The sequence below is a fragment of the Sphingopyxis sp. genome, from assembly GCF_016463645.1.
Taxonomy (GTDB): domain Bacteria; phylum Pseudomonadota; class Alphaproteobacteria; order Sphingomonadales; family Sphingomonadaceae; genus Sphingopyxis.
Genome location: NZ_JAEMQX010000001.1, coordinates 132,695 through 153,601, shown reverse-complemented (window position 1 = coordinate 153,601; position 20,907 = coordinate 132,695). Strand labels below are relative to the sequence as shown.

Annotated in this window: 15 protein-coding genes; 13 read left to right on the top strand and 2 right to left on the bottom strand. The window is 63.8% G+C overall.

What is annotated here, in order from left to right; all coding sequences use genetic code 11:
• Positions 1-3: 3 nt before the first annotated feature.
• From JHC57_RS00695 to JHC57_RS00645, 11 genes are all read left to right on the top strand, one after another.
• Positions 4-1,371, top strand: coding sequence for an alpha/beta fold hydrolase (locus tag JHC57_RS00695; RefSeq protein ID WP_149037677.1), 1,368 nt, complete (start codon positions 4-6; stop codon positions 1,369-1,371).
• Positions 1,368-2,696 (top strand): family 1 glycosylhydrolase, encoded by a 1,329-nt coding sequence (locus tag JHC57_RS00690; RefSeq protein ID WP_234715579.1) that lies wholly within the window; start codon positions 1,368-1,370, stop codon positions 2,694-2,696. The genes JHC57_RS00695 and JHC57_RS00690 overlap by 4 nt, the downstream gene beginning before the upstream one ends.
• A complete protein-coding gene (locus JHC57_RS00685; RefSeq protein WP_201022964.1) occupies positions 2,693-3,910 on the top strand; it encodes a family 1 glycosylhydrolase in 1,218 nt (405 codons plus the stop codon). The genes JHC57_RS00690 and JHC57_RS00685 overlap by 4 nt, the downstream gene beginning before the upstream one ends.
• Positions 3,907-4,875, top strand: a complete 969-nt coding sequence (locus tag JHC57_RS00680) for an alpha/beta hydrolase fold domain-containing protein (protein WP_054588735.1) — start codon at positions 3,907-3,909, stop codon at positions 4,873-4,875. The genes JHC57_RS00685 and JHC57_RS00680 overlap by 4 nt, the downstream gene beginning before the upstream one ends.
• Complete coding sequence (locus JHC57_RS00675) at positions 4,872-5,903, top strand: alpha/beta hydrolase fold domain-containing protein (protein ID WP_054588734.1); 1,032 nt, start codon at positions 4,872-4,874, stop codon at positions 5,901-5,903. Before JHC57_RS00680 ends, JHC57_RS00675 begins: the two co-directional genes overlap by 4 nt.
• Positions 5,903-7,120 carry a sugar MFS transporter gene (locus tag JHC57_RS00670; RefSeq protein WP_234715578.1) on the top strand — a complete coding sequence of 406 codons (1,218 nt, stop codon included), beginning with the start codon at positions 5,903-5,905 and terminating at the stop codon, positions 7,118-7,120. Before JHC57_RS00675 ends, JHC57_RS00670 begins: the two co-directional genes overlap by 1 nt.
• On the top strand, positions 7,117-8,655 hold the full coding sequence (gene treA / locus JHC57_RS00665) for an alpha,alpha-trehalase TreA (protein WP_054588732.1): 1,539 nt from the start codon (positions 7,117-7,119) through the stop codon (positions 8,653-8,655). Before JHC57_RS00670 ends, treA begins: the two co-directional genes overlap by 4 nt.
• On the top strand, positions 8,648-10,018 hold the full coding sequence (locus tag JHC57_RS00660) for a hypothetical protein (protein ID WP_054588731.1): 1,371 nt from the start codon (positions 8,648-8,650) through the stop codon (positions 10,016-10,018). Before treA ends, JHC57_RS00660 begins: the two co-directional genes overlap by 8 nt.
• A gap of 14 nt (positions 10,019-10,032) precedes the next feature.
• Positions 10,033-12,258 carry a glycoside hydrolase family 3 N-terminal domain-containing protein gene (locus JHC57_RS00655; protein ID WP_215353421.1) on the top strand — a complete coding sequence of 742 codons (2,226 nt, stop codon included), beginning with the start codon at positions 10,033-10,035 and terminating at the stop codon, positions 12,256-12,258.
• The gene (locus JHC57_RS00650; RefSeq protein WP_149037676.1) at positions 12,255-14,381 is read left to right on the top strand and encodes a beta-galactosidase; all 2,127 of its coding nucleotides are present in this window, start codon (positions 12,255-12,257) and stop codon (positions 14,379-14,381) included. The genes JHC57_RS00655 and JHC57_RS00650 overlap by 4 nt, the downstream gene beginning before the upstream one ends.
• Positions 14,382-14,806: 425 nt before the next feature.
• Complete coding sequence (locus JHC57_RS00645) at positions 14,807-15,793, top strand: MDR family oxidoreductase (RefSeq protein WP_054590310.1); 987 nt, start codon at positions 14,807-14,809, stop codon at positions 15,791-15,793.
• Positions 15,794-15,857: 64 nt separating this feature from the next.
• Here JHC57_RS00645 and JHC57_RS00640 read toward each other — a convergent pair whose 3' ends face one another.
• Entirely contained in the window at positions 15,858-16,433 is a 576-nt protein-coding gene (locus tag JHC57_RS00640; protein WP_054588729.1) for an SDR family oxidoreductase, read from the bottom strand.
• Between JHC57_RS00640 and JHC57_RS00635 the strand changes: the two genes are divergently transcribed.
• Complete coding sequence (locus JHC57_RS00635; protein ID WP_158500099.1) at positions 16,432-16,593, top strand: hypothetical protein; 162 nt, start codon at positions 16,432-16,434, stop codon at positions 16,591-16,593. The two genes, JHC57_RS00640 and JHC57_RS00635, sit on opposite strands and share 2 nt — an antisense overlap.
• Positions 16,594-17,421: 828 nt before the next feature.
• Here the strand turns inward: JHC57_RS00635 and JHC57_RS00630 are convergent.
• Positions 17,422-18,537, bottom strand: coding sequence for a Fic family protein (locus JHC57_RS00630; protein WP_054588728.1), 1,116 nt, complete (start codon positions 18,535-18,537; stop codon positions 17,422-17,424).
• A 166-nt stretch (positions 18,538-18,703) separates the two neighbouring features.
• On the opposite strand from JHC57_RS00630, the gene JHC57_RS00625 reads away from it, so the two are divergent.
• Entirely contained in the window at positions 18,704-20,695 is a 1,992-nt protein-coding gene (locus JHC57_RS00625) for a hypothetical protein (protein WP_058804211.1), read from the top strand.
• The last annotated feature ends 212 nt before the right edge of the window (positions 20,696-20,907 follow it).

Below are 20,907 nucleotides of genomic sequence, written 5' to 3'. Positions count from 1 at the left end.
GCGATGACGCGATCTGCTTTCCCCTTCTTCCTAGCGCTGGCGATCGGCCTTTCGGGGCCGGCGCAGGCTGGGCAGGCAGTCGCCTCCGCCTCTGCGCCGGGCGTCTTCGTTCCCGACGCCGCGCAGGCGGCGCTTGTCGCCAAGGCGCGCCGCGCGGGGGCGACCGACATCACGACGCGTCCGGCTCCGGACGGCGGGATGATTGTGAACGGCAAGCTCGACGGGCGTATCTTCGTGCTCGCCATTCCGGCGAACTGGAACCGCGAGGTCGTGCTGATCGGGCAGGGGTATGCGACACCCGATTCGACCCCGAAGGTGCCCGAAGATCCGACCGCGCCGTCCGAAAGCGGCGGCGTCCTGCGGCATATTTATGGCGAGGGCCTCGCGGTCGGCGTCGCGGCGTTCGACAAATCGGGAATTGCGACCGAAAGCGGCGCCAAGAACGCGATGCGGTTACACGCGCTGACAACGCGGCTCGGTGCGAAGCGGCATTATGCCGTCGGCGGATCGATGGGCGGCAGCATCGTTCTGGCGCTGATAGAGCTCTATCCGAAGGCGTTCGCGGGCGCGGTATCGATGTGCGGCGTGACCGAGGGCTGGCGGCCGCTCGTCCAGCAACTCGCCGACACGCGCGGCGCTTATGATCTTCTGACCGAAGGAACGCCCTATGCGCTTCCCGGTGCGCATGATCTGACGCGTTCGGGATTGCCGACTGAGCCGCCTGCGGGCGACCCGAACTCCGGGGATGCCTTTCGCGCGCAGCAGAAGATGCGCATCCTGATGCCGATCTTCGCGCTGTTCCAGGCGGCCAAGGCGAGGCCTGACGGGCGCGAGGCGCGGATCATTCGGCAGGTCGCGGCAGTGGGCGGCTTCGCGCCCGACCCGGCGGCGATCGGCGCGCCCGTTTATGCGGCGGTTCTCGGTATGGACGATATCGTCGCGACGATGGGCGGTTTGCCGATCGGCAACGGCTCAAAGACCTATGCGCCCCCGGAAATGAGCGCGGAGGAGACAGCCGATTTCAATCGGCGCATGCAGCGTTACAACGCCGCTCCGCACGCCATTGCCTATGCGCGGCAATGGCACGAACCAACCGGAAAATTTCGCGTTCCGCTGGTCACCGTGCACCAGACGATCGACTCGCTGGTACCCTTTTCCCAGTCGGAAGGATTGGGGCGGATCGTCGCTGCGGCAGGTAATGGCGCACGAATAGCGCAATATGCCGTGCCGCCTACGAAGATGCCGCTGCCCGGGGGCTTCGACGGCTATACCCACTGTGGCTTTTCACCCAAGCAGAACGCCGATGCCTTCGATGCGATGCGCGCATGGGTACGCACCGGCCGCCGTCCGGGACCGGAGGCGGTAAAGTGACCGAAGACCGGCTCGCACTCGATCGTCGGCACATGCTTGGCCTGGGCGCTGCTGCTATCGCGACGGTGGCGAGCGGCCGAGTGAGCGCGGCGTCGAAACCCGCGAAGCCATTCCTGTGGGGAGCTGCGACTGCCGGACATCAGGTTGAGGGCAACAATGTCAATGCCGACATCTGGCTGCTCGAACAAGTCGATCCGACGGTGTTTGCCGAACCGTCGGGCGACGCGTGCGACAGCCTGCACCGTTGGCGCGAGGACGTCGCGATCGTGAAGGCGCTGGGGCTCAACGCATATCGCTTCTCCGTCGAATGGTCGCGGATCGAGCCCGCACCGGGACAGTTCAGCCAGGCCTATCTCGATCATTACGCGCGCATCGTCGATCGTTGCCGCGAACAGGGCCTCGCGCCGGTCGTCACCTTCAACCATTTCACCACGCCACGCTGGTTCGCGGCGGCGGGAGGGTGGGAGAATAGCGATGCACCCGATTTGTTCGCTCGCTATTGCGACAAGGTCGCGCGTGCGATGGCGGCGGGGATGAGCCACGCATTGACCTTCAACGAACCCAATCTGGCGCTGGGCGGGCGCTGGTCGGCGAGCCCGCCGCCGCCTGCCTTCATGGATCGCATCGCCGCCTGCGTCGCGGCGGCGGCGAAGGCGAGCGGTTCCGACCGTTTCTCGTTACTCAACACGGGCGATCCGGCGCCGATGATCCCGGGCGTCACTGCCGCGCATGTCAAGGGCCGCGAAGCGATCCGCGCGGCGCGCGGCGACCTTCCGATCGGATTGAGCCTTGCCATTCCCGACAATGTCGCGGTCGTGGAAAACAGTGCGATCGAGCGCAAGCGCGCAGACGTCTACGGTCCCTTCTTCGCGGTGATGGACAAGGATGACTTCGTCGGCGTGCAGACTTATGGCCGTGCCTATGTCGGGGCCGAACGCGACGTCGAAATCCCCGCCGACGTACCGCGCCGGCCGGGCGGCGGCGAATGGTATCCTGCAGCGGTCGGCAATGTCGTGCGCTACGCGCATGAGGCGACCGGCTTGCCGGTAATGGTGACCGAAAACGGCATCGACGCCGCCGACGACGCGGAGCGCGAGCGCTTCATCCCGGAAGCGATCGCCTCGGTCGAGGCGGCGCGCAAGGATGGGGTGCCGGTGCTTGGCTATATTCACTGGTCGCTACTCGACAATTTCGAGTGGTTCTCGGGATACGGCCCGAAATTCGGTCTCGTGGCCGTCGATCGTCAGACCTTCAAACGCACGGTCAAGCCCAGTGCGAAGCGGCTCGGCGCGATCGCGCGCGCTGGCGGAACCGGCGCCCGTTGAGAGCCGCTGCGTCTTTTCTGTGGGGCACCGCGACGGCAGGGCATCAGGTCGAGGGCAGCAATGTCGCCGCTGACATTTGGCTGCTCGAGCAAGTGCGCGAAACCCGCTTCGCCGTGCCGTCGGGGGATGCGTGCGACAGCTTGAACCGCTGGCAGGAGGACATTGCGATCGTGAAGGCGCTGGGGCTCAACGCCTATCGCTTTTCGGTCGAATGGTCGCGGATCGAGCCCGCGCGTGGTCAGTTCAGCCGCGCCTGGCTCGACCATTATGCGCGCGTCGCCGCGGCTTGCTGCGATGCCGGACTTGCCCCCGTCGTGACGCTCAGCCATTTCACGTCGCCGCGCTGGTTCGCGGCGGCGGGGGGCTGGAGCGACGCGGAGGCGCCTTCACGGTTCGCACATTTCGCCGACATGGTCGGGCGCCGGCTCGCGGGACTGGCTCGGCACGTGGTGACGTTCAACGAACCCAATCTGCCGTTGATGGGGCGCTGGGCGCCGACGCCGCTTGCCGATCCGGTGCGCGAAGGACTGGACGCTATGCTCGCGGCGGCGGCGCGCACGACCGGGTCGGAACGGTTCGACGTCTGGGTCTACTCGCGCGGCGACGACGCCGACCTCGAACGGCTGCTTGCCGGACACCGTAACGCCCGCGCGGCATGGAAAGCGAACGATCCCGCCGCGCTTGTCGGATTGAGCCTCGCGCTGCCCGACGCGCAGGGTGACGATAACGCGATTGCTGCCTATCGCCGCCATGCCGAGGACCCTTTCCTCGCTGCGGCGCGCGAGGATGATTTCATCGGCGTCCAGACCTATGGGCGGCTGCGCTTCGGACGCGATGCGGTCCTGTCGCCGCCCGCCGGTGCAGAGCTTACCCAGAGCGGAGACGAATTTTATCCGCAGGCCCTCGGTGCCAGCGTCCGTCATGCGCACGCCCGGACCGGGCGGCCCGTGTTCGTGACCGAAAACGGGATCGCCGCCGCCGATGACGCGCAGCGCTGCCGCTATCTGCCCGCTGCCATCGACGCGCTCGATGCGGCGCGAAAGGAAGGCGTGCCCGTGCTCGGCTATATCCACTGGTCGCTGCTTGACAATTTCGAATGGCGGCGCGGGTACGCCCAGCATTTCGGGCTGGTCGCCGTCGATCGCGGAAATTTTCGCCGCACGCCGAAACCGAGCGCGCGTCTCTATGCCGATCTGGTGAGGGCAAGATCATGATACGACCCTGGCTGACGCTTCTTCTGGGTCTGGCGCTGGCGCCCGCCGCGTCGGCGCAACTCGTCAAGGCGCCGTGGCCATCCTTCCTGTCCGCCGAGGCGCGCGCGGGGCTGGAGGCGAACGACGCACGACCGCCAGAACCCGCGACGATCGAGGGGCGCCGCGCCCGCGCCGATGCGATCCAGCAGGAGATCGGCGCGCCGCGGCTCGCGCGCTACGGCGTGACCATGAAGGACGACGTGATCGCGGGTGTCCCCGTGCGTTTTTTCACGCCGGCGAAGGGCGCTGCCAAGGATCCGGTTCTCCTCAACTTGCACGGCGGCGGATTCCTCGTCGATGCGGGGTCCATCAGCGAGAATGCAGCGGTGGCGGCGCTCACCGGCTATCGCGTGGTCGCGGTGCGCTATCGTCTCGCGCCCGAAAACGGCTTTCCCGCCGGGGTCGAGGATGCGGTCGCCGTTTATCGCGCGTTATTGAAGGAGCATGATCCGAAAGCGATAGGCGTTTACGGCACATCGGCGGGCGCGATCCTGTCGGCCGAACTCGTCGCGCGATTGCGCGCCGACAAGCTGCCGCAGCCCGCCGCGCTCGGCTTTTTCTCGGGCGCTGCCGATCTGTCGGCGGTCGGCGACAGCGCGGGGCTATTCGCCGACGCGTCCGGCGTCGATGCGCTCGCGCGCCTCTATGCAGGAGAGCGGACGACGCATGATCCGCTCGTCTCGCCGCAACGCGGGGACCTCGCCGGCTGGCCGGCGACGCTCTGCCTCGCGAGCACGCGCGATTTCCTCCTCAGCGGCACCGCCGACTTCTGCCGCGCGCTCGACGGGGCGGGCTCGCCCGCGAAGCTCATCGTGTTCGACGGACTACCGCACGCCTTCTGGGCTTATATCGACGCGCCCGAAACCGATGCGGCCTTCGCCGTGATGGCGCGGTTTTTCATCGCAAGTCTGGGAGCGGAAAAATGAGAAAGATACTGATCCTCGCCGCGCTTCTGGCGGCTTCACCCGCTGCGTCGCAGACTTCGGTTCCGGCGTTCAATCTCCCGGCGTCGAACCAGCTCAGCGAGGAGGCGCGGCAGGTCCTCGAACGCATGAAGCAGGCTACGGCGCCCGCCGAGATCGTCGGCGACGTCGCTCGGCAGCGCGCCTTCTATGGTCGCTACAATGATGACAGGCTCGCCGAGATGCGTCGCCATTTCCGTACCCGCGAATGGCGTACGACAATGAACGGCGTCACAGTCGATGTCGTCGAGCCGGCGAGCGGCGTGGCGGGGAGCCAAAAAGGCCGCGTTCTCATCAATGTTCACGGCGGAGCGTTCATGTGGGGATCGGGCAGCGGGGCGCTGGTCGAGGCGATCCCGATCGCCGCGACGATGGGGATCAGGGTGGTGACGGTTGATTATCGTCTGTCGCCCGAACATCGTTACCCCGCCGCTTCCGAAGACGTGACCGCCGTCTACAAGGCGTTGCTGGGGCAATATCCGGCCGCCAACATCGGCATCTACGGCTGTTCGGCGGGCGGGGTCATCACGGCGCAGGCGACGGCGTGGATTCGCCGTGAAAAACTGTCGCGCCCGGGGGCCATAGGCACCTTCTGCGGGACCGGCGCGCCCTATTCGGGCGACAGTCCTTACCTGGCGGGTCCGATCACCGGCGGCGCGGTGCTCGCGGCGCCGGCGCTCCCCGACGTCCTGCCGCTCCCCTATATGCAGGACGCGGCGCCCGGCGATGCCACCGCCTATCCGCTGGTGTCCGACGCGGAGGTGAAGGCGATGCCGCCGACGCTGCTGCTCGCGGGCGGTCGCGATTTCGCCGCGAGCGCGCTGACGCTCGCGCATCGTCGTCTTGCGGCGGCGGGCGTGGAAAGCGAGCTCCATCTGTTCGACGGGCTACCGCACGCCTTCTTCGTCTGGCCGGATATGCCTGAGTCCACCGAGGCCTACGGGCTCATCGCCTCCTTCTTCGATCGGCATCTGGGACGGCGCGCGCGCTGATGCGAACACGCACAATCATAACCCTCGCTCTGACCTATGCGCTGCTCGGCTTGATGATGAACAGCGTCGGCATCGTCATTCTCCAGTCGATCGCCCATTTCGGCGCGACCAAGCTGATGGGGTCGACGCTCGAGGCGTGCAAGGACCTGTCAGTCGTCGCCGCCTCTCTCCTTCTTGTCGCTGCGGTGCCGGCATTCGGTTATCGCTGGTCGCTGGTCGCTGTGCTCGTGCTGATGGCGACCGCCTGCCTGCTGGCGTCGTTCGCGACGAATTTCATTGCGATGCAGGCGCTATTCGTGCTCACTGGCCTGTCGTTCGGGATTACCAAGATTGCAACCTATTCAACCATCGGGCTGATAGCGCGCAATCCCGCCGACCATGCAAGCATCACCGGACTCGTCGAAGGGGTGTTCATGGGTGGCGTCCTCGCTGGCGCGTGGATTTTCGGCTGGTTCATCGACGCGGGCGATTGGCTGCGCGTCTATTGGCTGCTTGCCGCGCTGTGCGTCGTGACGTCGTGCGCCTGGCTCGGCATCCGGCTCGATGAAGCTCCTGTGCCGGTCGCGAAGCGGAGTGCCTCTGTTGCAGCGGGATGGAAAGACATGCTTGCCCTCGCGGTCTTGCCCGCCACCGTCGCCGTGCTCGCTACGCTGTTTCTTTATGTCCTGATCGAACAGGGTGTGGGAACCTGGCTTCCAACCTTCAACCGCGAAATCCTTCATCTGCCCGCGACGACCAGCGTCCAGATGTCGAGCATCTTCGTCGCAGCGCTCGCGCTCGGGCGCTTGCTTTCGGGGCTCGTACTGCGCCGCGTCGCATGGCTGCCGGTGCTTCTCGCCTGCCTCGCCGCGCTCGCGCTGCTGGTCGTCGCTGCGCTGCCATTGGCTGAAGGCGTGCGACCGCGCGCCGATACGGGATGGGCGAATGCACCATTCGCCGCCTATCTTTTCCCGCTGATCGGCCTGTTTCTCGCGCCTATCTATCCGACGGTCTGTTCGGTCGCGCTCAGTGCGCTGCCGCAACACAGGCACGCCGCAATGATCGGGCTGATTGTCATCTTCTCGGCCCTCGGCGGCACGATTGGCTCGTTCGTCGTCGGATTGCTGTTCCAGTCGCTCCCGGGTGCGGCGGCCTTCTATTTTCTGCTGGTACCCATAGCGCTCGTGGCGCTTGCGCTATCGCTTGTGCGTCGCCGGATCGCGGGGGTTACGGCATGATGGTTACAGACACACCCGCCCAATTGTTCGGTCCGCTGTTCGCTGCGGTGCAGGAGACGGGGCTTTTTCCAGATTCCAAGACATTCGCCGATGCGCGTCCGCTGCGCGCGCCCGCGGCGATCCTTGCCGACTGGCAAAGACAGCGACCGGGAACGAGCGAAGGCCTCCGGCACTTCGTGTTCGCCAACTTCGATATTCCGCAAGATTTGCCGACGCCTTCACCCGATGGTCTTGAGCTTGCAGCGCATATCTCGGCGCTTTGGCCGCTCCTGACCCGCGAGTCCGCCAATCCCGCGCCCGGATCTTCGGAACTATGGCTGCCTCACAGCTACGTCGTTCCCGGCGGCCGTTTTCGCGAGCTGTATTACTGGGACAGCTATTTCACGATGCTCGGCTTGGCACGATCGGGCCGTTACGATCTTATCGAGAATATGATCGGCGATTTCGGCAGCCTGCTCGACCGGATCGGCCATATTCCGAACGGTACGCGCAGCTATTACACGACCCGGTCGCACCCGCCCTTTTTTCACCTCATGGCTGCACTATCGCGCGATGATAGCGTCGAAGGCCGCCGTCGTCGATTGGACTGGATGCGCAAGGAACATCGCTTCTGGATGGCGGGCGCCGAGGATCTCGCGCCGGGAGGCGAAGGGCGACGTGTCGTGAGGCTGGACGACGGGGCGCTGCTCAATCGATATTGGGATGACAGCGACAGGCCACGCGACGAAAGCTGGCGCGAGGATGTTGCGCTTGCGGACGAAGCTCCTGCGCGCAATCGGGGTGAGCTTTGGCGCGACATTCGCGCCGCGGCGGAGAGTGGATGGGACTTCAGTTCGCGCTGGTTTGCCGACCCGCGCGCGCTCACGAGCATTCGCACCACCCGGCTAGTTCCAGTCGATCTCAACGCCCTGCTTTTCGGTCTTGAGCAGGCTATTTCGAAAGCCGCATCCGGTCTTGGCGAGAATGACCTGTCGTATGATTTTGCTGCGCGCGCCGAGCGTCGCGGACGGGCGGTCGCGGCGCATTTATGGAATCCACTAGGCGGTCATTATGCGGACTTCGATCTCGACAGCGGCCGCGTGTCGGATCGATTGACCGCTGCCGCCGCCTTTCCGCTCTTTGCCGGTATTGCATCCGCCGCGCAGGGACGCAGCACGGCCGTCGCGCTCGAACGATTGCTCCGCCCGGGCGGATTGATGACGACGTTAAGTGAAAACGGACAGCAATGGGATGCTCCCAATGGCTGGGCCCCGCTGCAATGGATCGCGATTATCGGTCTGCGCCGCTATGACGAAATGACGCTCGCCGACGAGATCGCAGAGCGCTGGCTCGCGATGGTCCGAGCCCATTATGAGGCGAGCGGCCAGCTTCTCGAAAAATATGACGTCGTCGCCTGCGCTGCAGGATCGGGCGGCGAATATGCGACCGAGACGGGTTTTGGATGGACCAACGGCGTGACGATCGAACTGCTTGCAACGCGCCGAGGTGGCGCATCCGATATAGAGGCGATAACGACAGGAGGCGTGAATGGATAGCAAGAGTAGAGGCGGATATTTTGCCCGGCTGATTCCGGTGCTTCTCGTGCTGGCCACTCCGGCCGCGCTATCCGCCGAGGAGCTTCAGCCCGCGGCTCTCACCACCGCGCAATCGGTCCTGGCGGCGGACGCTCGCAAGCTTGGCGCAACGGATATCGCTACCTTTGCTGCACCCGATGGCGGCTTCATCCTTGCGGGCAAGCTGGCGGGCGACCAGTTCTCGGTGGCTATTCCCGCGAAGTGGAATCGCGAGGCGCTTCTCTATGTCCACGGCTATTCCACTCCGGGAACGCCCGTCGCGGTCGCGGTCGACCCGCTCGCCAAGGGAACGGGCGCGAGCGGCGTGCTGCTCGAAGCCTATCGCGACGGATATGCTGCCGGCCACAGCGCCTATGACAAGCCCGGAATGGGGGTTCAGACCGCCACCGAAAACACGCTGCGCCTGCGGGACTTTCTCGCGAAACTCGGCGCGAAACGATTTCTGGTCGCGGGCACGTCGATGGGCGGCAACATCACCCTGTCGCTGATCGAACAATATCCGAAAGCCTTTGCCGGTGCACTGTCGTCCTGCGGGGTCACCGACGGATGGGAAAGCCTGTTCGGCCAGCTCATCGACATGCGCGCCGCCTATAATCTGCTCACCGAAGGCACGCCCTATGCGCTGCCCGGTGAGCAGGACCTGACCCGTTCGGCCTTGCCGATGGACCCGCCTGCGGGTGAGGCGGCAACCAGCGAGGCGTTTCGCTGGGGCCGGATCGGCCAGATCGCGATGCCCGTGCTGGCGCTCGCGCAGGCAGCGCAGGCCAATCCGGCGGGGCGCGAGGCGCGCATCATGAAGCAGGTGGCCTCGATCGGCGGGTTCGAGCCTGAACCGGCGTCGATCGCCTTTCCGCTGGTCACCGCGACGCTCGGCATGGATGACCTCAACCAGACGCTCGGCGGCAATATCTATGGCAATATGGGCAAGGTCTATGCGAGCCCCGAAATGACGCCGGAGGAAGCCTCGGCCTTCAACGCAAAGGTCCAGCGCATTGTCGCGGACCCGCGCGCGGTCGCCAATGCGCGCCACTGGCATCAGGCAACAGGGCGCTTTCGCGTCCCGTTGGTGACGATCCACAATCGCATCGACTCGCTCGTCCCTTATGCACAATCGGAAGCACTGGGCCGTATCGTCAAGGCCGCGGGCAATGAAAAGCGGCTCGTCCAATATACGGTGCCGGGCACGAAGGCGCCGCTGCCGGTCGGCGGAGTCGAAGGCTACACACATTGCGGCTTCAGTCCCGAGCAGTCGGCCGCGGCTTGGGAAGCGCTGCGAGGCTGGGTCGAGACCGGCACGCGTCCTGCCGTAGATGCCGTAAAATAGCTCGGGGGCGTAATATGCAGGGCTGCGTCAGCCGCCGCGATTTCCTGCAGGCGAGCGCGATCGCGGGAGCCATCCTGTCGAGCGCCGGTGCGCGCGCCGCACCGCGCATCGCAGCGGCCGACGTGGACGCGCTGCTGGCCCGCATGACCCTCGACGAAAAGCTTGGCCAGCTCGCTCAGGCGCGCGGCGAGCGGAACGACACGGGCCCCTTCGTGCCAGCTGGAAGCGAAGCCGATGTCCGTGCCGGCCGGGTCGGCTCGTTTCTGAGCGTCTATGGCGCCGAAACGACCCGGCGCCTCCAGCGGATCGCGGTCGAAGAAACCCGTCTCGGCATTCCGCTGCTCTTTGCCGACGATGTGATCCACGGATTCCGCACCATCTTTCCAGTGCCGATCGGCGAAGCGGCGAGCTTCGACCTGGCGGCGGCCGAAGCGGCGGCGCGGATCGCGGCGATCGAGGCGACCGCCAACGGCCTCCACTGGACCTATGCTCCCATGGTCGACATGGCGCGCGATCCGCGATGGGGCCGCGTCGTCGAAGGCGCGGGCGAGGATGTCGAGCTCGCTTGCCGCTTTGCCGAGGCGCGTGTGCGGGGATTCCAGGGACGGAGTCTGTCGGACCCCGATGCGATGCTGGCGACGGCCAAGCATTTCGTCGCATATGGCGATGCCGAAGGCGGGCGCGACTATGATGTCGCCGATGTATCCGACCGAAGGCTCGCCGAATATTATTATCCTCCCTTCCGGGATGCGATCGCGGCCGGCGCCGCGAGTGTCATGGTCGCGTTCAACGAGGTCAACGGCGTACCGATGCACGCCAATCGCGATCTCCTGACGGGCGTACTGCGCGGCGACTGGCATTTCGACGGCCTGATCGTCAGCGATTACTCGGGCGTCCGCGAACTCGTGGCGCACGGCGTCGCAGCGAACGACGAGGCGGCCGGAATCCTCGCGCTGGAGGCGGGCATCGATGTCGACATGGTGAGCGGCATCTATGTCAATACGTTGCCGGGCGCGGCGCGGCGCGGGAAGGTCGATGTCGCACGTATCGACGCGGCGGTGCGCCGCATCCTGTCGGCCAAGGCGGTGCTGGGATTGTTCGACGACCCCTATCGCAACTGCAACCCGGCGCGGGCCAAACGCCAGACGCTTCGCCCCGCGCATCGTGCTGCCGCGCGCGATCTGGCGCGCAAGAGCATGGTGCTGTTGCAGAACGAGGGCAATATCCTGCCTCTATCGAAAGCGCTGCGGTCGGTGGCGGTCATCGGACCGCTCGCCGACGATCGTCGCTCGATGCTCGGAAGCTGGGCCCCCACGGGCGTCGCCGGCGATGCGATCACGCCGCTCGAAGGCGTGAAGGCGGCGCTCGGCCCGAGGGTGAAAATCTTCGGCGCTGCGGGCGGCGATGCGGCGCTGGACGCCGCGCGCGGCGCCGACGCCGTCGTCCTGTGCATCGGCGAGCATTGGGACGAGAGCGGCGAAGCGCGCAGCCGGGTCGCGCTCGACCTCGCGCCCGACCAACAGGCGATGGCCGACACGATCCTTGCGCTGGAAAAGCCTGTCGCGGTCGTGATCTTCGCCGGCCGACCGCTCACCATCAACACCCTCGCACACCGCGCACCCGCGATATTATGGGCCTGGTATCCGGGCGTCGAAGCGGGGCACGCGCTCGCCGACATCCTGTTCGGCGACGTCAGTCCCTCGGGTCGTCTACCGATGAGCTTCCCGCGGGCCGTGGGTCAGATCCCCATCCATTATGACCGACGCAGCACGGGGCGACCGGCTAGCGAAAGCGAACGGAACAGCGCCAAATATGTGGATGCGCCGTGGACTCCGCTTTATCCGTTCGGACATGGTCTCGGCTATTCGCCGGTGCGCTATGCGGGGTTGGAGTTGTCGAGCGAGCGGTTGGCTTCGGATGGCGTGCTGCAGGTAGGCTTTTCCGTTCATAATGCGGGCGCGCATGCGGTCGAGGAGGTCGTCCAGCTCTATCTGCGCGACGATGTCGCCAGCACGACGCGACCATTGAAGGCGCTCAAGCGTTTCGCTCGCGTCGCGCTCGCGCCCGGCGAAACAAAGCCGGTCCGTTTCACGCTCGGCGCGCGCGATTTCGCGTTGCTCGACCACGATCTCCGGCCGGTAGTCGAACCGGGAAGTTTCACGCTTTACGTCGGTGGCAGTTCGGCAACCGAACTCGAAGCACATTTTACGATCGAAGGCGAAGGGAATCGGGCAATATGAGGCTATTGTCGAAGCCATTTCCGCCGCGCGCGGGCGGATTTCTTGCGCTGGTTATGATTGTGCTTCTGACCTTTCCGGCCACGCAGCCTCTTCATGCGAAGACACTGTCCACGACGGCCCCCACGCTGGCACCCTTCGAAGCCGCGCCGCTCTCGATCGGCGTTTCCTGGTACCCCGAACAATGGCCGGAAAGCCAATGGGAAGCGGACCTCGCATTGATGCGGCGGGCGGGCGTTTCGGTCGTGCGGCTCGGCGAGTTCGCCTGGGCGCGGCTCGAACCGCGCGATGGCGAATTCGATTTCGGCTGGATCGATCGCGCGGTGGCGCTTGCCGGGCGCCATGGCATTCGCGTCGTGCTCGGCACACCGACCGCCGCGCCGCCGGTCTGGCTGACCGAGGCGCATCCCGACGTGCTTCGGGTCAACGAGGACGGTAGCGTCGAGGGGCACGGCGAACGCCGCCAGTTCTCTTTCGCCAGCGCGACCTATCGCCGTTATACGGTGCGCATAGCGGGAGAGATGGCGCGGCGTTACGGGCGCAACCCTGACGTGGTGGGTTGGCAGATCGACAATGAGATTGGCGTACCTTCGTTCGATCGCGAGGCGAAGGCACGGTGGGCGAGGTGGCTCACTGCGCGCTATGGTACGGTCGAGGAACTCAATCGGCGCTGGACGACCGATTACTGGAGCCAGCGATACCAGCGCTTCGATCAAGTGCCGCTGAAGTCGAAAGGACCGCAGAACCCGGCACTGCTGCTCGACTTCAAACGGTTCGCCAGTTTCCTCTGGGCGGAATATGTCGACGAGCAGGCGGCCGCGATCCGCACCCACGCGGACAGGCGGCAGTTCGTTACCACCAACTCGACCGCATGGAACAATAATTTCGACCAGTATCTTGTTCATCGCGGCCTCGATCTCGCCGCATGGGATGATTATGTTCCGAACGGCCGTCCTGACTGGACCGCGAATGCCCTGCATCATGACGTCGTTCGTGGGTACAGGCAGCGCAATTTCTGGATCATGGAAACCCAGCCCGGCCGCGTTGACTGGGGGGCGCTCAATCGATCGCTCGACCCCGGCCAGACGCGCGAACTGGCGTGGCAGGCGGTCGGCCGTGGCGCCGATGCGATCCTCTACTGGCAGTGGCGCAGCGCATTGAACGGGCAGGAGCAATATCATGGTACGCTTGTCGGTCCCGACGGGCAGCCGATGCCGGTCTTCGATGAAATTGCGCGGACGGCACGCGAAATGGCGGCGATGTCACGGTGGTTGAAAGATACGCAGCCCGAGAAAGCCGAGGTCGCTCTGCTCTACTCGCAGGAAAGCCGTTGGGCGATCGAGGCGGAGCGGCACAGTCGCGACTATGATCCCGTCGCAACGATCACGGACTGGTATCGCCCGTTCGCCGACGATGGCTATCGAGTGGACGTACTTCCGCCCGACGCGGATCTTGCAGGCTATCGCCTGGTCGTGGCGCCGAATCTCAATATCTTGTCGGGCGACACCGCGGAACGGCTGAAGGCTTATGTCGAGCGGGGAGGCCATCTGGTCCTCGGTCCCCGATCGGGAATGAAGGACGGCGACAACGCACTGTGGCCGATGCGCCAGCCCGGACCGCTGGGGACCTCGCTTGGCGGACGTGTCGGTTATTATTATCCGCTGGACGGCCCAGTTGCAATGTCGGCGATATTTGGCGACACCACTGCGCATATATGGGGCGAGGTGCTCGAACCCGTCGCCGACGACACTAAGGTGCTGGGGCGTTTCGGCAGCGATCAGGGTTGGCTTTCGGGGCAGCCCGCCCTCCTGCGACGAAAGGTTGGACGAGGCAGCATCGCCTACCTTGGCGCCATTCTCGATCAGCAGGGGCAGGGCCGCTTTACCCGTTGGATGATCACGGAGGCCGCCGTGCCGCGTCCCTTGATGACGCCGGTCGACGGTGTCGAGTTCATGACGCGCGCGCGCGGTGCCGAACGCTTCATCATCGCCGTCAACCACGGTGAAACGGCAAAGCGAATATCTCTGCCCGCTGGAGCTGGTTGGCTACATTCCGATGATGTGCAGGGTGATATGCTGCGGCCCCATGGTGTCGCACTGGCCCATGTTAAGCATGGCACAAGATAGGTCGTAATGGTGTCGGTGTCACGCTGTGGGGCCCATCCCCTCATTGTATGTCGCCGGCCGCTGCGTTCGCGGTTCAGATGATGGCCTAAGCGGATCTCGGAAAGCGGGCGTCGGACGGATCTGCGGCGACAAGGCGCCTGGAACTTGCTCGTAACAGGCCTTCCGAACGCGGCCCAAAAGCTGCCGGTTGGGATCTTCTCTTACTCTTCCGGTCTCACCCCGACGCGTCCGACGTTTGGCTGCGGCAAAACTGGTAGCCTGGCGCCGGCGCGAATATCGCTGCCATGGCGAAAAGGGATAAGTGTGTGGCCGGGGAGGGCATTCCATTCGTTGCTCAGATGGCGATGAACGAGCGTGCGATCGGGTTCGAACCTTGAATTCCACGGCCGGGGTGACCGGCGTCACCCTTACGAGAAGGAATGTTCGTGACCAAAGCGATATTGATCGAGCGCGAAAATGATAAGCATGTCGCCGCGTTGCGTGAGATCGACGACGGGCTTTTGTCCGTTGGCAACGTCGTCGTCGATGTGGAATATTCGACGATGAACTATAAGGACGGACTGTTGATCACCGGCGAGCGGTCGCTCGTGACCAAATTCCCGATGATCCCCGGCATCGATTTTGCGGGAGTTGTCGCTGATAGCGAGGACCCGCGATGGCAGCAGGGTGACCGGGTTGTCGCCAACGGGTTCGGTCTTGGCGAGCGCCATCTTGGCGGGCTTGCTCAGCGGGTACGGGTGGAAGGCGACTGGCTGGTTCGTCTGCCCGACAATGTTTCGCCGTTCCAAGCCGCCGCCATCGGCACAGCGGGATATACGGCAATGCTTTGCGTGCTCCGCCTGGAAAGGCTGGGGGTTCTTCCCGACGATGGCGATATTCTGGTCACCGGGGCGAGCGGCGGCGTCGGCGGCGTGGCGGTCGCGCTGCTCAGCAAGCTCGGCTATCGGGTCGTCGCCGCAACGGGCCGGATGAGCGAGGCGGATTATCTGAAATCGCTCGGCGCCGCGGAAATCCTCGACCGGGCCGAACTGGCGGCACCCGGCGAACCCATGCAGCGGCAGCGCTGGGCGGGCGCCATCGATACGGCGGGCAGTCATACGCTGGTCAATGTCATCGCAGGCATTCGTTATGGCGGCGTGGTCGCTGCCACGGGGCTTGCGCATGGGATCGACTTTCCCGCGACGATGTTTCCATTCATTCTGCGCGACATCACCTTGTCGGGCGTCGACAGCGTCATGCAGCCGATGGCGGCGCGCGAAGAGGCGTGGGCGCGCCTCGCGACCGATCTCGACGTAGCGAAGCTGGAGGCGATGGTCGAGGAGATCGGGCTGTCCGATGTGATCGAGCGCGCGCCGCGTATCCTGGCCGGGGAAATTCGCGGCCGAACTGTTGTCGACGTCAATCGCGACTGAAGACCGACTGGCTGATGATGATGGTCGACGGCCGGTCCCGCAATGCGGAGCCGGCCGCCGAATCTTATTGGGCCGTCATGCCGCCATCGACGACCATTTCCGAGCCGGTCATGAAAGCGGCGTCGTCCGAAGCGAGAAAGGCAACCGCGGCGGCGACATCGGCATCGCGTCCGAAGCGGCCGAGCGGGTGCAGTCCGCCTACCGCGACGCGGGCGTCGCTCTCGACGACACCGAGCCGATCGGAGAATCCCGCCACCAGTTCGCTGCCCATCACCGTGTCAATGACGCCGGGGTGGACCGAATTGACGCGGATGCCTTGGCTGGCGAGTTCAATGGCGACCCCCTTGGTGAACAGGCGAACGGCGCCCTTGGACGCATTGTAGCAGCTGGTGTTCGGCGAACCGATCAGCCCGGCGACCGAAGACAGGTTTATGATCGAACCACCGGCGGCCCAAAGGCTGGCCCGTTCCGCGAGAAGAGGGGCCGCATAGCGACAGCCGAGGAATACCCCTTCGACATTGACGGTATGGATGCGCCGCCAATCGTCGAGGGTGGTATCCGCGAGCGATTTCATCAGGAAGAGGCCGGCGTTGTTGACCAATATGTCCAGGCCGCCGAAGCGGTCCTGTGCAAGGGACATGGCGCTTGCCCAATCCGCTTCGCTGACCCGCTCGGGCAAGATCATGCGCCGCATCCTGCGCAAGATCGCCGAAAATGATTTCGGATCGCTCGGCGACACCTCGACCCTCGCCGACCCCAGCCTCGTTGACGGACTGATCGAGGGGCGCAAGAACCGGTAAAAATGCCGCAGCCTCCCGCCAGCATTGGACGGGCCCGATTCGGGCCGTCTCCGCAGAAGGGCTGGGCAGGCCCCCTGCGCCGCAGAGTAGCGGTGAAGATCGGGACATGAATGGAACTGCAATGGCGCGCGTGGGAACTTTCACACGCGCAGACAGTCGCAAACTCAAGAAGTCACCGAACCCGTCAGCGGCGCCGGCGATCATTTGCTCCGGTCCAGTGCCCACGTCATCAGCCAGCTCCGCCGGCATGCTCGACTATCCTGTCGATTTGTCCCTTTATTGCGGCTCGTGGATCGGCTTTCTGCTCACCCTTCGCGCTCGCTGCAAACCTCGAACTTCCGGCTCTGATGCATGAGCCATGGCCCTAAATGCGGACGGTCTATGCCGCCAATTCGGGCATCGGGTAGGGCTCGGCAGTTATAGCCGCTATTTCGAGCTTGCTTCCGAAAGTTACCGGTCCGCTATACGGCCAATGACGGACACTATAGGATGGCTGGCCCACTTCGTAGCCGGGCTCACGGTTCGATCGATGAGGGTGCCGTCGATTTCCAAAGGAAAAATGGTGGACGCACTTTTTTTAGGGCTCGAACCTAGGACCCGCTGATTAAGAGTCATTGGTTCTTCTAAAATATTGATCTTGTGTCTTTTTATTCTTTCCGTTTTCGTTGGGGCCTCCCACACGTAAACGGCAAACAGGCCAAAGGTTTTTAGGTCGTCGGCCCCGTTATTTCTCACACGGTCAGGGCCTGAAATGATAGGGATAGATTGTCCGTATGTCGCAGATTTATTGGCCACATATGGCCAAATGCCTGTGCGGTAAATCGTTCTTCAGATGACCTCAGCCAAGAACTTGAGGTGATAGCGAGCATGGCGATGCTCACCCGTTCGGTAAAGCGCTCCGAGCTCGACCAGCTTTGTTAGATCGCGCGTAGCCGTCGCAGGAGCGGCGCCGGTGATCGTTTGATAGTTGCGAGCACTCAATCCACCTGTGAAGCCATCAGGGCCTTCCGCGAATATGCGTAGGATAGCTTTCTCCTGTCGTTCGTTGATTTGCCCTTGGATGCTGTCGAACAGGCGTGTCTTTCCGATCAAAAAGCGAACCTCGAGCAGGGTGCGTTCCTGCGCTTCCAGCACGATCGCTCCGAACCAGTTCAACCAGTCGTCGATCCCGAGATCGCGGCTCCCTCTATGAAGAGCGGCGTAATAGTCTTTGCGATGCCGATGGATGGTTTTGGCCAGAGCGGTCAGTGTGGGCGCGTTCAGGGCTTGCGCGAGAGCCTTTTCCGCGATCGCTCTCCCGATACGTCCATTGCCGTCCTCAAAGGGGTGGATGCTTTCGAACCAGAGATGAGCAATGCCAGCGCGCAAGACGGGGCCGAGCGGCTTCCTCCCGTCCGGTGCGCTATCGTTGAACCAGGCAATGAAGGCTTTCATCTCCCCCGCGACCTCAGATGAGGGCGGTGCTTCGAAGTGGACGCGCGGCGCATGGAGAGGGCCCGAAACGATCTGCATCGCATCCTCATGCGTTCGATAACGCCCGACGTCGACGATATCGCGCCTGCCGTTCATCAGCATTGCGTGCCAGTTGAACAGAAGCTCGTCGTTCAAGGGCATTGCGTAGCGTTGAAACAGGTCCGCCATGAGCTCGGCGGCGCCCGCCTCGGCATTGCCGACGCGCCGTTTTTCAGCAGTCAGGCCCAAGTGGCGGGCGAGGGACGACTGCACGCTTGCGCGATCCAGAATCTCACCCTCGATCGCTGAGCTCTCGATCGTTTCCTGAGAGATGAGGTCCAGCGTTAAACCCTGCCGCGCTTCCTGATCGACGTGATGTAGTGCGCCGATGACAACGCCGGCTCCCTTTAGGAAACTGGCCTCCACATCCTGGAGGAGGGAAGGGGAATAACGGAATGACGGCCAGTCTGCTTGTTGCCAATTCCACTGCATGATCGATACCGAGCCCTTCTATCGATCACGATAGCGGTATTTTATGATCGATAGAAGCACCTTCTATCGATCATCCGCACTCGGCCCATTGAGCTTCCGAAATCATTTTGTTCCTGTAAGGAGCCCAACCCCACGCCGTAACTGATTACAGGATCGCATCCATTTCATGATTCCCAAGAGCCGTCGCAAGCGAATTTCCAAAGCACCAGTGCTCCCGGCCCAACCAAATAAGAAACGCGGTCCCAAGCCGCGCGCTATCGTGGAGTTTCCCGAGCCGAACTCGACCATGTGGGGCGATCGGGACATATTCCACGAGGCGCTGGCGCTGCATATGGAGCGGCACGGCGACACCGCGTGGCATCTGCATAAAGCGATTATTGGACCAAAGGACCGTATCGACCGGAAGACCATCGTGCATTGGGTCGCTGGCACAAAGGTACCGCGATCCGTTACAAGCCTGGAAATTCTGAGCCGCATCGAGACGCGCTATCGCCTTCCGGCCGGTTACTTCGCCGCCAAGCTTCCGCATACCGGGCGAGCGGGGAGCGGGCATACCAAACTCGGCGAGATGAGTGTGGCGGAACGCCGCCGGATGGCCTGGCATCTGCCCAATGATTTTGACAGGCGCCCCCTTCGCGAGCGCCGCGAGATTTTGGACTGGGTACGGAAGGTCATTATTTCCGGCGCCACCGACTATCGTCGCTATCAGGCCATGGCCATGCGGCAACGTTATGCGCTTCGCTTCCCGGATCTGAACAACATTCGGCCGCAGGTCCCGGTTGAGCCTGCCGAAGAGTTCGACCTCGGCGAACTGGATGACATCGAACTCGAACTCGTGTCGACATCGCGCGATGCCCCGCGAGCGTTGGCGGAGGAAGTCGCACATCTCATTCAATTCAAGACGGCGACGCTTACCGAGATCGGTTATCAGCGCAACGGCGTCTGGAATGAGCAGACCGCGCTTCAAAAAGTCGATCATCTTGGACTGCTATTCGGCGCGCTCGCCGCGTCGCCCGACGGGGCAGTCGCTGGTTTGGGCGTGCCACTCGCCAAGCTCAGCGTCGCTCTGCTGGTTTTTCCTGCCGTCTGGGACTGGTACGTAAGATGGCGAGAGCGGCGGCGCGGCTTCTTTACTATCTGGGAAGTCAACATGGTGCAGCTTGGGTTGGCGATGACCCGCGCGGACACCGGCTGGCTCCGGCAGCGACCGGATCTGGCGCATAGGCTGCGCCAGATCCCCGGGTTGGTGTCGGAAGCGGACATCCAAGCTGCGCAATCGGATTGGGACGGGGTTTGCGAGGCCTTCTACTCTCACGGCATGGTCCGAGCGAAAGAGATTCAGCGTGTCGCAAAGGTCCATCGCGATACGTTCGAACCGATTATGGTCGAGCTGGAGGCGGATAGCCCCATCGGCGAGTATCGGCGGATCGCGGAGGAGATTGTACGGTTGATGCCGTCTGCGGGGCGCTATCCTCGTCCGGCAGCCGAAGCCATGCGTTCGTTGCTCTTGATCCGGCTCGGGCTGCATTTGGGCATCCGACAACGAAACATGCGGGAACTGCTCCTTTGTCCGCGTGGCGGGACTCCGAGGTCGGAGCGCCAGCTTGAAGCGCAGAGGTGCGGCGAACTGCGCTGGAGCACCAAGGAGAAGGGGTGGGAGGTGCTCATCCCCGCTGCGGCCTTCAAGAACGCGAATTCCTCTTTCTTCGCGAAGCGGCCGTATCGGCTGCTGCTGCCGGACGTTGGAGATCTCTATCGCTTTATTGATAGATATATCCGGATACATCGCCCGGTTCTGCTCAACGGTGCTCCGGATCCCGGCAACTTCTTTGTGAAGACGGTAAAATCCACCAGCCGAGAAGCCGCATACAGCCAGTCTGCATTCTATGAAGCATGGCGGCTGACCATTCAGCGCTATGGGATTTTCAACCCCTATACCAAGCGTGGAGCGATTGAGGGATTGTTGCCGCATGGGCCTCATAATGTGCGCGATGTTCTTGCCACGCATATCCTCAAAGAAACCGGATCGTACGAGCAGGCGGGCTATGCAATTCAAGATACCGCAGATGTGGTCGCCCAGCATTACGGGCGGTTTCTGCCGGAGAACAAAATTGCGCTGGCAGCGAAAGTGATCAACCAAGTCTGGGCTGTGGCTTGAGAACAGCAGGGGAGGCGATGGCGGCGGCGTCCGATTTGCGCCTGATATTGGTCGTTTAGATCCTGATTACGCTGTTCCCAAAAGCGGCCATTCACTGGAGGAGACACGAAGCTTTGGTTTCGATGCTTGTGTCCCACTTCAGCGCTTAGCAGCGCGACCAAATGTACCGAGGGGCGCGGCCAGCGAGGCGCGATGGACGCGCCGCCGGGGCC

Excerpts from the sequence above, each read along its gene's own strand:
- JHC57_RS00625 (WP_058804211.1), top strand. The coding sequence starts at position 18,704 with ATGATTCCCAAGAGCCGTCGCAAGCGAATTTCCAAAGCACCAGTGCTC.
- JHC57_RS00630 (WP_054588728.1), bottom strand. The coding sequence starts at position 18,537 with ATGCAGTGGAATTGGCAACAAGCAGACTGGCCGTCATTCCGTTATTCC.
- JHC57_RS00655 (WP_215353421.1), top strand. The coding sequence starts at position 10,033 with ATGCAGGGCTGCGTCAGCCGCCGCGATTTCCTGCAGGCGAGCGCGATC.
- JHC57_RS00675 (WP_054588734.1), top strand. The coding sequence starts at position 4,872 with ATGAGAAAGATACTGATCCTCGCCGCGCTTCTGGCGGCTTCACCCGCT.
- treA (WP_054588732.1), top strand. The coding sequence starts at position 7,117 with ATGATGGTTACAGACACACCCGCCCAATTGTTCGGTCCGCTGTTCGCT.
- JHC57_RS00660 (WP_054588731.1), top strand. The coding sequence starts at position 8,648 with ATGGATAGCAAGAGTAGAGGCGGATATTTTGCCCGGCTGATTCCGGTG.
- JHC57_RS00650 (WP_149037676.1), top strand. The coding sequence starts at position 12,255 with ATGAGGCTATTGTCGAAGCCATTTCCGCCGCGCGCGGGCGGATTTCTT.
- JHC57_RS00670 (WP_234715578.1), top strand. The coding sequence starts at position 5,903 with ATGCGAACACGCACAATCATAACCCTCGCTCTGACCTATGCGCTGCTC.
- JHC57_RS00695 (WP_149037677.1), top strand. The coding sequence starts at position 4 with ATGACGCGATCTGCTTTCCCCTTCTTCCTAGCGCTGGCGATCGGCCTT.
- JHC57_RS00640 (WP_054588729.1), bottom strand. The coding sequence starts at position 16,433 with ATGTCCCTTGCACAGGACCGCTTCGGCGGCCTGGACATATTGGTCAAC.
- JHC57_RS00635 (WP_158500099.1), top strand. The coding sequence starts at position 16,432 with ATGGCGCTTGCCCAATCCGCTTCGCTGACCCGCTCGGGCAAGATCATG.
- JHC57_RS00680 (WP_054588735.1), top strand. The coding sequence starts at position 3,907 with ATGATACGACCCTGGCTGACGCTTCTTCTGGGTCTGGCGCTGGCGCCC.